At 42.2% G+C, this 13,709-nt stretch carries 8 protein-coding genes; 7 read left to right on the top strand and 1 reads right to left on the bottom strand.

Annotated elements, in window-relative coordinates:
* Positions 1–9: 9 nt before the first annotated feature.
* The 6 genes from LQ201_RS02515 (at position 10) to LQ201_RS02490 (ending at position 11,863) form a co-directional block, all read left to right on the top strand.
* Positions 10–1,764 (top strand): fasciclin domain-containing protein, encoded by a 1,755-nt coding sequence (locus tag LQ201_RS02515; RefSeq protein ID WP_230143736.1) that lies wholly within the window; start codon positions 10–12, stop codon positions 1,762–1,764.
* 146 nt (positions 1,765–1,910) lie between these two features.
* Positions 1,911–3,416: a fasciclin domain-containing protein gene (locus LQ201_RS02510; RefSeq protein ID WP_230143737.1), complete on the top strand. Its 1,506-nt coding sequence runs from the start codon at positions 1,911–1,913 to the stop codon at positions 3,414–3,416.
* 15 nt (positions 3,417–3,431) lie between these two features.
* Positions 3,432–6,629, top strand: coding sequence for a SusC/RagA family TonB-linked outer membrane protein (locus tag LQ201_RS02505; protein ID WP_230143739.1), 3,198 nt, complete (start codon positions 3,432–3,434; stop codon positions 6,627–6,629).
* Between the two features lie 21 nt (positions 6,630–6,650).
* On the top strand, positions 6,651–8,363 hold the full coding sequence (locus LQ201_RS02500) for a RagB/SusD family nutrient uptake outer membrane protein (protein ID WP_230143741.1): 1,713 nt from the start codon (positions 6,651–6,653) through the stop codon (positions 8,361–8,363).
* A 45-nt stretch (positions 8,364–8,408) separates the two neighbouring features.
* Entirely contained in the window at positions 8,409–9,713 is a 1,305-nt protein-coding gene (locus tag LQ201_RS02495) for a polysaccharide lyase family 1 protein (protein WP_230143743.1), read from the top strand.
* A 5-nt stretch (positions 9,714–9,718) separates the two neighbouring features.
* Positions 9,719–11,863, top strand: a complete 2,145-nt coding sequence (locus LQ201_RS02490; RefSeq protein WP_230143745.1) for a hypothetical protein — start codon at positions 9,719–9,721, stop codon at positions 11,861–11,863.
* Positions 11,864–12,040: 177 nt separating this feature from the next.
* On the opposite strand, the gene LQ201_RS02485 is transcribed toward LQ201_RS02490, so the two are convergent.
* Positions 12,041–12,430, bottom strand: a complete 390-nt coding sequence (locus LQ201_RS02485) for a helix-turn-helix domain-containing protein (RefSeq protein WP_230143747.1) — start codon at positions 12,428–12,430, stop codon at positions 12,041–12,043.
* A 98-nt stretch (positions 12,431–12,528) separates the two neighbouring features.
* Here LQ201_RS02485 and LQ201_RS02480 point away from each other — a divergent pair, with 98 nt between their 5' ends.
* Entirely contained in the window at positions 12,529–13,503 is a 975-nt protein-coding gene (locus tag LQ201_RS02480; protein WP_230143749.1) for an NmrA/HSCARG family protein, read from the top strand.
* The last annotated feature ends 206 nt before the right edge of the window (positions 13,504–13,709 follow it).

The following is a 13,709-nucleotide window of genomic DNA, read 5'->3' as shown; positions in this document are numbered from 1 at the left end:
AATAAAGCTATGAAACAGAATGTTAAAATAGTGCTGCTGGGATTATGCAGTTTATTTATGTGTCTTTGGGCTTGCCGTAAAGACTCGGTAGTACAGGGAACATCAAATGTGGTAAATATGACCCAATATTTAACAAATCACCCTGAGCAGTTTTCAGAATTGTCAAAGATTCTCGAAATCTCCGAAACCGCTTCTTTTTTGAATGCTTATGGATCTTACACACTTTTTGCACCAACAAACGATGCCATTAAAGCCTATTTGCAAACTAAGGGGAAAAGTGCGGTAGCCGATATTTCCGCTGCGGATTGGAAGAGTTTTATCCGTTTGCATCTACTTGAAGATTCTATACCCACATCTAGATTTACTGATGGTAAGCTATTCGATTTAACGATGTATGGTCAATATTTAACCACTTCTTCCGAGCTGATTTCGGGGGTAACAAAAATCCGTATCAACAGGCAGGCAAGTGTAATCCAGCCTAATATTTCAGTAGGAAATGGTTTGATCCACAGTATCGATCATGTATTAACCCCTGCTACTTTAACCGTTGCGCAAACCGTTGCCGCAAATCCTGATTATTCGATTTTTACCGAAGCGCTACGGGAAAGTGGCCTTTATGATAAACTGAACATCCTTCCTGCCAATAATCCAGATGAAAAGCAGAAATTTTTGACGGTAATTCCCGAAAGTAATGCCACCCTCGCAGCCGCAGGCATTAACAATTATGCGGCTTTAAAAGCTAAATATTCGGCTACGGGAAATGTAACACAGCCAACAGATGGTTTACAGCTTTTTTTAAACTATCATATTTTATATGGTGCCAAATATTTAGCTGATATTATTACCGCCAGTGCGCACAATACTTTAGCACCTTTGGAGGTTTTAACCTCAAAGCTTTCTGGCGAAACCGTGTTGATGAACGATGATACCTTTAATGGTGTTTACGAACCTGGTTTTTCACTCCTTCGCGATAAAAGTGATGTTACGGCCAGTAATGGTGTAGTACATCAGGCTTCTGCACATTTCGATATTAAAGTACGCGCACCATTCAGGGTAGATTTTGATGTTTGTGCTTTTCCCGAAATGTTGAAGAATACACAGTATTATAAGAAGAGCAATTATTTCTTTACGGGTGATGAGGCTGCGGCTTTAACCGAAATTAAATTCTCAGGTAGGGAAGAGGGAAAAGACCCAACCAAATCGCTGATTTATAGATACGGCAGTGCCGGAACCTCGACCAACTCGTACAACAAAGATATTTTGGTTATCCCGCTGGCTACTGGAGGAACGTCAAATACTTCGGAATGGGTAGAGTTTAGAACACCGCTGCTGATTAAAGGGAAATATAAAATCTGGGTATGTATTTATGCACAGGCCGAATCGAATACCACTACCGAGGTGCAGGCGAGTATCGGTTTGGATGGTACTACCGATAGGGCTCCTTTATCCAATTCGCGCATCTTAAACTTTACTGTAAAACGCCCTGGGATAAATAAAGTAGTAAATGGGGTAACGGTGATTGATGCCGATGCAGAAGAGGCTGTAGGTTTTAAAACCTATATGGCGAGCACGGCAGGCGCACAGATTGGAAAGTTAATGGGCATTGCAGATTTACCACAAACAGGCCGTTATTGGTTGCGTTTAAAAGCCATAAACGGCTCGCAGGCCACCAACAATGTCGATATGATCCATATTATTCCGGTTAACGACGACCAGCAATACTGGAAATACAATGTTGATGGATCTAAAATACTAAGGCCATAATTAATAACTAACCACAGATAAAAAGGATAGACACAGATCCAGTATTGAAAATCTGTGTTTATCTGTGTGCATCTGTGGTAAAAAAAGCGTGCAGTTAATAACATCGCCTCTTATTTAGGAGTGACTTAAATAAAAAATATACCAAAATGATGATTGATTTTAAACCAAGATATTTTGTTTTGCTATTTCTATGTACCTGTTTGGCCTTTGCTGGCTGTAAGGATGCATGGAAAGACCATACCGAGATTAATATCGAAAGATTAGACCGGACCCTTTTTGAGCAGATCAGTAACGATGCCAACCTGAGTACTTTTACTTCTTATGTGGTAAAAACAGGTTACGATGCTGTACTGAAATCGTCTAAATCTTTTACCGTATGGGCACCCAGTAATGAAGCATTGAAAAGTATCGACGCCATAGTAGTAAACGATACAGCTGCATTAAAGCGTCTTGTGGGGAACTATATTGCCAATCAGAGCTATTTCACCACATCACCGAAACCTTCTATGGTCATCAGGATGCTGAATGGCAAGAATACCATTTTCACCAAAACTACCTTCGAAGAAGCAAATATTAGTCAGGCTGATGTTTACGTGAAAAATGGCGTTTTGCATACCATAAATGCCGCATCAATGCCCAAAGCCAATGCCTGGGAGTTTTTGCAGAGTCTTGGTACTGCCAGTTTACAGAAAGATTTCATCAAAAGCCAGGAGCAGGAAGAGGTAGATACGAGCAAAGGTGTTTTGCTGTATAAAGATCCGGTGACAACTAAAGGCGTTTACCAGGAAGGTACAACCTTTAAAGTAATCAGGAACAGGTATTTTCAACGCATTTCCAATATCAGCAGCGAAGATAGTTTGATGACGTATATCATTTTAAATAATACCGCTTTTACCGCCGAGCAAAATAAACTGGCTGCCTATAACAAACATGCCAATGCGCTTTATGCCGATACCTTAACCAAGTGGAGTGTAGTGAGAGATCTTGTTGTAAATAAGGTATATGGATTAAATGAATTACCCGATTCGATGACTACCGTTACCGGGGTGAAAATCCACTTAGATAAAAGTGCAATTGTAGAAACCCGTTTGTTAAGCAATGGTATTGCCTATGTGGTAAATAGCATTGGTTACAAACTGATGGAGAATAAAATCCCAACGGTTATCATTCAGGGTGAAATGCCCGATTCGTTACGTGTACCTGCCAACCCACTGGCGCGGATTAAAAACGATCCACAAGGTAAACGTTTCACCGATCTGCAAACAGGAAGTATTACTTCTAGTCCGAGCCCACTTTACTACTATCGCTACAAATCGACCGTTCATTCAGTAAAGTACGAAGTGTATTGGAGGGCGATAAACGACATCCTGGTGGCGCCAATCAGTATGAAAGTGGATTTTAATACCAGCAGAAGTTTTGGTAGCGTACTTTTCCCGCTGGCAACTGTAGGTTACCGTTCCGTGCCATCCATAATTGGTTTGGCGCAGGGCAGTGATGCTTACCGCGATGCCTATAAAGATGTCTATTTAGGTACTTATACTGCTGATACTTATGGAACGCTGTATACTTTTCTGGCTTCATCTTTAGCCGCATCGAGTACGGCACCAACCGCCCTTTCTTTAGATTATATCAAACTAAAACCAGTTAACTAAGCCCTTAAAGAATTTATGTACAACTATACAAAAACGGTTATCAAAGGAATTTTACCGTGTTTATTGTTCTTTGCACTGAACAACTCTTTGTTGGCTCAGGAAAAAGATTCGGTAAGCACCACGGTAATCAAATTTAAAAGGCCCATCGGACCGCAGGTGAGCGGTGTGGTAATCGGCGCATCGAGCAAAAAGCCATTGCCGGGTATCAGTGTTTCGGTAGCAGGTTATGCTGCTGCACTTACAGATGAAAAGGGAAATTTTAAAATCGGTGTACCCAATTACAATGCCGTACTGGTGATTTCGGGCCAAGGTTACCAATCTAAAGAAGAAGCATTGAAGGGACGTAAAACGATCAGCAAAATTGCCTTGTTCGAAGAACGTTACGCTTCGGTATATGATGCTGCAGTATTGCCATTTGGCGCTGCTTTAAAGAACCGCACACCTTACTCGGTTAGCACAGTAAACCTGAACGGAAGCTGGGAGCGAAGCAACGAAACGCCAGATTCTTATTTGCAGGGAAAAATTGCCGGATTAGAGGCGCTTAGAAGATCAGGCACGCCAGATATTGGCGCTGATCTTTACCTGCGAGGGTATAATTCTTTATATGCGGCTAACCAACCCCTAATAGTGGTTGATGGCGTAATTTATGATGTAAATACGTATGGAAGCTCCATTATTGCTGGTCATCAGAATAACCGCTTAGCCAATATCGACCTTAAAGATATTGACAATATTACCCTCATTAAAGATGGTGCATCGATATATGGAACCAAAGGTGCCAACGGAGTATTAATGATTACCACAGGCCGGGCTAAAGATGTAGCCACGAGATTGGATTTTTCAGCATACGGAGGTTATAATGGTACAGTAAGTCGGTTACCTGTAATGGAAGCCGATAATTACCGCATTTTCTTGTCTGATCTGCTTAAAACCAAACCGGGCATGACCGATGCGCTGATTAAAGCAGAACCTTATATGAACGATAATCCGAATCCAGATTATTACAATTATCACCAGAATACCAACTGGCAGGATCAGGTAATGAGCAGTGGCATCAGTCAGAATTATTACCTGAAAGTAACCGGAGGCGATGATATTGCTACTTATGCTCTATCTTTAGGTTATCTAAACAACGATGGTTTAACTGATAGTACCAATTTAACCCGTTACCAAACCCGTTTTAATGCCAATCTGAATCTTTCGGCTAAATTAAAATCGCAGGTTAACCTCGCCTTTACCCGTAGCGAGCAGAACTTAAGAGATCAGGGACAGGCTTATGCCACCAATCCACTATACCTGGCCTTGGTTAAAGCACCTTTTCTTTCTCCTTTTGAGCTGTCGGAAACTGGTGTTCAATCGCCAAACCTTGCCGATACCGATATATTTGGTACAAGTAACCCCAGCGCAGCGATTAAAAACATCCAGGCACTTAACCGCAGTTACCGTTTTTCAGGTTCTGTTGGTTTTAATTATGATTTTAATAAAGCTTTCAAAGCCAATACACTCGTTGGTATTACTTATGATAAAGTACGCGAAAATTATTTTACGCCCATGTTGGGTATTGCCCCGGTTTTATTGCCCACTGCAGTTGGATATAATAAGGCAGCAGCAGGTGTACAGCGTTTGTTTACTGTAAATACCGATACCTGGGTATCATACAACAAGGATTTAAATGAGGTAAGTAAATTAAGCGCAAACCTGGGTTTCAGGTTGCAGCACAGCAGTGCCGAAGTAGATAACGGTGCTAGTTTTAATACGGCCAGTGATGATTTCGTAACGCTGGGCGGTGCACAAAGTACGCTACGTATAGTAGGCGGATCTTTAGGCAAGTGGAACTGGTTGAACAACTATTTTAATGTGAATTACGAAGCTTACAACAAGTACTTCATATCGTTCAATATTGCCGCCGATGCTTCTTCGCGTTTTGGCAAAGATATACCGGATGTGATGAACTTTAATGGCGTAAAAATGGCTTTGATGCCGTCTGTTGCAGCTTCCTGGCTGATCTCATCAGAAAGTTTTATGGCTAATAACAACTTTATAGAAAGCCTGAAACTGCGGGCCAGTTATGGCTTAACCGGTAATGATGATATTGGCAATTATACCGCCAAATCGTACTATGTATCGCAAAATTTTTTAGGCAGACAAGGATTGGTTAGGGGAAATATTGGCAATACTGCCCTAAAATGGGAGCGTAATGCCAAATTAAATATTGGAGTGGATGCTTCCTTTTTGAAGGAAAGATTAAACATCAGCCTAGACCTTTACCGGAACAAGATTAGCGATATGCTGATTTACGAACCACTGCTAACGGCAACAGGTTTCAGCTATGCCCTAAGTAATGGCGGTACCATGACCAATAGGGGGCTGGAACTTTCCATAAACGGCAGATTGATAAACCAGACCGATCTGAAATGGGATATGGGCCTTACCTATAGCTTAAATAGGAACAAAATTAGCCAGTTGGGTGGTAATGATCAGTTACTTACACAATATAGCGGTGCTACGATTATCACTCAGATCGGCGATGCGGCTAATTTTTTCTATGGTTATAAAAGTAATGGAGTATATGCGTCAGATGCTGAAGCTGTTTCTTCAGGCCTGAGCAATAAAACAACCGATGGTGCTTTTATTCCTTTTCAGGGTGGAGATATGAAATTTGCAGACCTGAATGGAGATAAAGTTATTGATGAGCGTGATCGCCAGGTGATCGGCAATCCAAATCCTGATTTTGTTGGCGCTTACAGCAATAAACTAAGCTACAAACGCTGGTCGTTAGATGCGCTTTTCACTTTTAGTTATGGCAACGAAATATATAATAGTACACGTGCCATTTTAGAAAGCATGAACGGTTACAACAACCAAAGTCTTGCGGCGGTAAACCGTTGGCGTGTTGATGGGCAGGTAACCGATGTGCCGCGTGCATCCTGGGCCGACCCATCGCGCAATAGCCGCTTTTCCGACCGTTGGATCGAAGACGGTTCATACCTGAAACTAAGAACGGTATCATTAAGCTACAATGTGCCTATAAAAGCCAATTTTATCCGTTCGGCAACCGTTTATGCCATCGCCAATAATGTATTTACCGCAACTAATTATCTGGGTTACGACCCTGAGTTTAGTGCCGGAAACAGCGTATTTGCCAGAGGTGTAGATATAGGTTTAGAACCCAGCTTTAGATCGATGTTCCTGGGTGTTAGAATCGGTTTGTAACCTTTAAAGAAAAATATTGAGATGAATAAGAATTTATATATCACCATTGCCAGCTGTTTATTGTTCGTGCTGGTATTGAGCAGCATCTTGTCCTGCAAAAAGGCATTCGATATTGAGCCAGAAGATGCCTTAGAAGCTTCGCAAACCTATAGAAATGTGTACGATGCCGATGCAGCCGTGCTGGGCATTTATGGTAAATTTGTTAAGCTGGCCGATAAATACATGCTCTTGAACGAGTTGCGTGGCGATTTGCTGGATGTAACCTCCAATGCCAACAACTATTTAAAACAGCTGGGCACGCAGACCGTTGCAGCCGATAATCCTTATGCCGATCCGAAGCCTTTTTACGAAGTAATTATCAACTGTAATGATGCCCTGAAGAACTTCAACATCATGCGGGAGAAAAAGCTGTTGGATAATACCCAGTATTACCAGCGTTATACCGATATCCTGTTTCTGCGCAGTTGGTTATACCTGCAACTGGGCATCCATTATGGCACTGTTCCTTACGTAACCGATGCCTTAACCACCATTGCCGACCTGCAGGATGAAAGCAAGTTTCCTAAACTCGCTTTTGAAGATCTGTTAAGCCGTTTGATCGCTGAAACAGAAGCCACGCCAAGAGAATATTTAAATCAGAATACTTCAGCTGCCAGTCCAACGCTCATTTTGCCAATGGATGTGTATACCGTTAAAGATGGTGTTTTTAAATTTTTTATCCAGCGCCGCTCATTTTTAGGCGACCTGAACCTTTGGAAAGGGAACTACCTAAAGGCTGCAGGTTATTATAAAGATGTGATGGAAACAGGTACCAATTCGAGTACCGGCAGCGACCAGCAGATCGATTTGTACGATACCTATCGCGTAGGTGACGACAACTCACAGGATCACTCTTTAAAAACCACGGCTGTACTCAATCCATGGACCAAGATTTTTTCTGCACCATTGGCCGATCGTATTGCCAACTGGGAACGGATGTGGACATTGCCTTTTAGCAGCAACTTTTCGCCTGGTAATCCATTGTTTGCACTGTTTTCTAAATCAGGCGATTATCTGGTGAAACCATCCAGCTTATCAATCCGCAACTGGAACAACCAAATACGTACAGATGGAAGTTTAACCGATAGAAGAGGCTTGGATATGTCTTACCGTTTGGTGAATGGCATTGAGCCTGAGGTATTAAAATATTCGCAAAATTATAGCTTGAGTACGCCTTTTGATAAAACAGGGGTTTGGGTGATTTACCGTGCTGCTGTTTTACATCTGCGTTATGCAGAGGCGGCCAACCGGTTAGATCGACGGGTTTTGGCTGGTGCTTTGGTAAACAGTGGGATTAAAGCTGCTTTTGGTACCAAAGCATTATATAATGGCGTACCTGATAGCTATCCTTTTGATTTTAATGGCGATGGAGGAACCATCAGGGGCAACTGGTACCGTAATTCGGGCATCAGGGGGCGTGCTGTAAACCAGGATTACCCAATCACCGTAGCCAGTACAGTTTTAGAAGTAGAAGACCGGATTATGCAGGAAGAAGCCTTAGAGACCGCATTCGAAGGTTATCGCTGGCAAGATTTGTTGCGCATCGCTTTGCGCAGGCAGGCTACCGATCCCAATTATCTGGCCGATAAAATCGCAGCCAAGTTTGAAGCCGCAGGCGATGGCGCATCGGCCGCTTTGGTACGCTCACGCCTGGCCAATAAGGAAAACTGGTACCTGCCTTTCAAATTAAAATAAAATCCTACATCATCCTATTATATAATAGCAATTAAAATCTACCAAATGTTAAATAGAAAGAAACCCGATCAATTGATGATCAACCATAGTGTGAAAAAATATTTTAAAAGTTTAGTATGTATATTGTTTTTAGGCTTAACGGCGCATATTGCCCAAGCGCAGCAACTGGCTTTTCCTGGTGCGGAGGGCTTTGGCCGTTTTGCCATTGGCGGTCGAGGAGGCACGGTGTACCATGTAACCAACCTGAATGATACCGGTGCTGGCTCTTTTAGGGATGCGGTAAGTAAACCGGGCAGAACGGTTGTGTTTGATGTTTCAGGTGTCATCAAAATAGGTGGCAAAATTGCCGTATCACCAAGAATCACTATTGCAGGCCAAACCGCTCCAAAAGAAGGAATCACCATTTACGGAAATAGTGTTTCTTTTAAAGATTCGACCATTGTGCGTTACATCCGCTTTAGGGGCAGCATTAACATGTCTAAAGGTTCTTGTACCGTAGTTGCCGATGACCTGAACGATATTATATTCGACCATGTTTCAATCGAATGGGGGCGTTGGGATAACCTGCACATCAAAAAAAGTAAAAATGTAACGCTACAATATTGTGTGGTTGCCGAAAGTATCGATCCACAACGTTTTGGCGCTCTTTTAGAAGTGCCAGAATACGTAACGATGCATCATTGTCTGTTTGCGGGAAACCAGAGCCGTAATCCCAAAGCAAAGGCCAAAATCGAATTTATAAACAATGTGGTGTACAACTGGGGTAAAAGTGGTTTTGTAGGTGGACATTCGAGCGCTGATCATTATCAGGATCTCGTGGCTAATTATTTTATCTCCGGACCAAGTTCTACCGATAGTTTTTTAAGCATGTTCAGCAAAACAGATCATGTTTACCACCGGGATAATTATACCGACCTCAATAAGGACGGAAAACTAAATGGCCGTCTCATTACTGATGAAGACTTTATCAAGGAAACAGCCACGCTTCTCAAAGAACCTTCGCTTCTGCCAAAAAGCAGCGTTAAAATAAGCACGGCAGCAAAGGCTTATCAAACAGTTTTGGCAGAAGCGGGTTCTTCATTAAAAAGAGATGCAGTAGACCTCCGTATTATGGGCTATTTAAAAAGTATCGGCACAAAAGGTGCTATATTTAAAACCGAGGCCGATGCCGGCGGACAACCAGAGGCTAAGCTGGTTAAATTAAGCGTAAAGGATGCAGACCAAGACGGGATTCCAGATGCTTGGGAAAAATCAAAACGCTTAAACCCGACAGATGCTATGGATGCGCAGAAAATTAATGTAAATGGCTATAGCAACCTAGAGCAATATTTAAATGATTTAGTAAAATAAGCGGTATGTGTAGAATCAAAAACCAATTTAAGTGCTTGATGCTTTTTGTAATGCTTTTCATCTGCAATACTGTTTTTGCACAGATTGATCGGGAGGCATTGGTAACACGGCATACCGTTATCGTAAAAAAAATAGACTCCCTATCTTCCTTATCGGTAGGCAATGGTCGCTTTGCCTTTACGGTTGATGCTACAGGACTGCAAAGTTTTCCTGATCGCTATGCGAAAGGCGTTCCACTTGGTGCCCAATCGCAATGGGGATGGGGATCGTACAAAAATGAAGGTAAGTTTAACATCACCGAAGCCTATAAATATTACGATCAATACGGCCGCAAAGTACCCTATACCGTACAGTTAAATACACCACTTAGAGCTAAAGAGGCTACTAATTATTTTCGCCAGAATGTACACCGTTTACAATTGGGGAATATTGGTTTCGATCTGATTAAAAAGAACGGACAGCTGGCCAAAGCCAACGATATCAAAAACATTAACCAAAACTTAAACCCCTGGACGGGTGAAATTAAGAGTAGCTTTACCTTAGAAGGGATTCCTGTTGAGGTAACTACGGTTGGGCATCAGGATCTTGACCTGATCAGTGCATCGGTTTCGTCGCCTTTAATTGCAGCTGGAAGATTAAAAATCAGGGTTAGGTACCCCGTAGCTACTGGCGAATGGGCAGATGTAGGTAATAATTGGAGCAACAGCAGCAAGCATCATTCACAGTTGGTAGCACAAAGTGCCGATGGTGGGGTAATTAAGCGCCAGATCGATTCTGCGGTTTATTATACTTCCTTTTCGTGGAAGGGTAAGGCTCAGTTGACGGAGAAACAGGCACATTATTTTACCATTACACCCAATAAATTTAGTCAACAGTTCAGCTTCAGTTGTCTTTTTTCGCAGCAGCGAAGCACACAGGCTGTTCCTTCTTTTGCATTGAGCCTAGAAAATAGCCAGGAGCAGTGGAAAGCCTTTTGGATGAGTGGTGCTGCGGTAGATTTTAGTGGAAGTACTGATAAACGTGCATTTGAACTCGAACGCAGGATTATCCTTTCCGAATACCTCACCAAAATACAATGTTCGGGCGATTTCCCCCCACAAGAAACTGGTTTAACCTACAACAGCTGGTTTGGTAAACCGCACCTCGAAATGCATTGGTGGCATGGGGTCCATTTTGCATTATGGGGCAGGCCTGAATTGTTAAACCGAAGCACCGATTGGTATTTCACAGTGGCCAATAAAGCCAAAAAAATTGCACAGATACAAGGATTTGATGGCTTACGCTGGCAGAAAATGACCGACAATAAAGGGAACGAAAGTCCATCATCAATCGGTGCCATGTTGATCTGGCAACAGCCACATTTCATTACCTTCGCCGAACTGGAATACCGTGCACAGACAGATGAAAAAGTATTGCAAAAATACAAAGACCTTGTATTTAAAACAGCCGATTTTATGGCTTCATTTGCCCATTTCGACGCTGCAAAAGGATGTTATGTACTCGGACCCGGGCTAATTCCTGCACAAGAACGTTTTAAGGCCGAAACAACCTTTAACCCCACTTATGAGCTGGCTTATTGGGAATGGGGATTGAAAACCGCTCAGGAATGGCGTTTGCGTTTAGGTTTGCCACGAAACCCAAAATGGGATGATGTGATGGCTAAATTATCACCCCTGCCGATACAAAATGGCGTGTATCTGGCTGCAGAAAGTGCACCTGATTCTTACACCAATCCCGAATATAAAACCGATCACCCTTCTGTATTAGGGGCATTTGGTATGTTGCCGGAAACAAAGTTATTGGATAAAGCAACCATGCGTAAAACCTTTGATCTGGTTTGGAAAGACTGGAGCTGGAATGATACCTGGGGATGGGATTTCCCGATGACAGCCATGACAGCCACACGCTTAGGCATGCCCGACAAAGCGATTGATGCCTTGCTAATGCCCGTACAAACCAATACTTACCTGATTAACGGTCATAACTACCAGGATGATCGTCTTCGCATTTATTTGCCTGGAAACGGAGGTTTACTTACCGCTGTGGCTTTAATGTGTGCTGGCTGGGACGGAAATAATACCACAAATCCTGGCTTCCCTAAAGACGGAACCTGGAAGGTGCAATGGGAGGGCTTTAAGAAGATGATGTAGGAGGGAATGGAATCGGTAAGATGAGAGATGTATGATATGGGAAGTGTGGGATGTGAAATCGGAATAGGTTAGGCTATTAGTCGGGCGCCGGGTATTAACCAGGCTTAAGCCCCAAACCTTAAAGGGTTGCTAGTTAAAAAGGCAACCCTTTTTGTTTAGACTTTCAGTATGTTATCGTTAATGGTTATTTTCGATAGGATTTTTAACAAATTCGCCTTCTTGCATCGCAATCTGATTACCCCATGCTGTAATCGCTTCTAAAATTGGGCTGAATGTTTTTCCAAAATCGGTTAGACTATAAATCACTTTTATCGGCGGTTTATCGCCGTAAACTTTTCTCGACACCAGGCCATCTTTTTCTAATTGCTTTAATTGCAGACTCAATGTCATTTCGGTAATAGATGGTATGTCTTTGCGAAGCTCATTGTACCTTTTTGCTTTATCCTTTAAATGATAAAGAATAACAGCCTTCCATTTGCCACCCACCAGGCTCATCGCAAGGCTAACCGTGCAAGGATAAATTTCCTCCTTTAGTTTTACGTAATCGCTAATACATTCTGTTTTCATCCTATTGTTTTAACCTATCCTTTTGGATAGTTATTGCAAATTTATACTACTATAGATAGTTTTGCAACTATAATTTTTATAGTTGATAAAATAATATAATGAGATCAGGTTTTAAAGCAAAAGAGGTAATCGAAAAAGACAAGCCATTGATCACGATCGTTGGCGTTTTGGGGAAACAGGGGCATAGTGCTGCACTTACGCTGTTACATAGCGGGTGTTATCGTGTGCGGGGCATTACTCGCCGCGTAGATTCGCCAGAAGCACTTAATTTAACAGAAATGGGCGCTGAGCTCGTGAGTTTACCACTTGATCTGGGGCATGAGAAAGATTTTGTTGAAGCATTCAGGGGGTCGGAAGGGGTTTTCATCATGACACCTAGTATTGTGCCGCCGCATACCCACGAAATGGAACTGGGTAAACAATTAGCCGATGCGGCGGTCGAGGCAGGCGTTAAGCATATTATTTTTAGTAGTTTGGAAAATGTGAGAAAAATTACAAACGGCAAAAAGTTTGCGCCTCATTTTACCGATAAAGCAATGATTGAAGAATATATCCGAACGCTTCCAATCACCAGCTCGTTTATTTACATGGCCTTCTTCTACACCAATCTAATGGAGTTTTATCCCCCGAAATTGGTTGGAGATACCCTTGTATTTCCGATTTATTTACCTGAGGATTTTCGTGCTCCATTTGTTGATCCCCTTACCGCTACAGGACCAGCAGTTTTAGAGATGTTTTCTAATCCAGATGAGTATGCAGGTAAATCTTTGCCTGTTATCGGCGACATTATTTCGCCCCTGGAAATGATAGATACATTTATTCGGGTCACAGGTAAAAAGGCCATCTATAGTTCCGCATTTACACAAGAAGAACTGCTTCGCCATTTCCCTGAATTCGGTACAAACGAGCTTTTGGTAAAGGAAATTTTAGGAATGGCAGAATATGCTGTCGATTATGGCTATTTTGGCAGAGAACGTGATTTGTTATGGAGCCGCCAGGTTAACCAAAGCAGTTTAAGCTGGGAACAATTTCTGCACAGTACCGGATGGCAAGGCCAAAAGCAGACTTACTGATCGCTTTCAATCGCCTGCTTCATCAAGGGTATACTTTGGAAATAGTTTGATATGATTATTTTAAATTTTATTTAGTTGGGATTTGGTATTTTTTTAGCTTATTGCAGGTTAAAAAGGATCTCTGGGCAAAATTGCCTCAAGGGTGTAGCCACAAGAATAGTCTAGACGATGATTTTATGCTTTTTGTCGATAAAACATAGTCAATG

The sequence above is a fragment of the Pedobacter sp. Bi126 genome, assembly GCF_918698245.1.
GTDB lineage: Bacteria > Bacteroidota > Bacteroidia > Sphingobacteriales > Sphingobacteriaceae > Pedobacter.
Note: the sequence above shows the minus strand (reverse complement) of the source record. Positions and strands in the feature narration are given on the sequence as shown.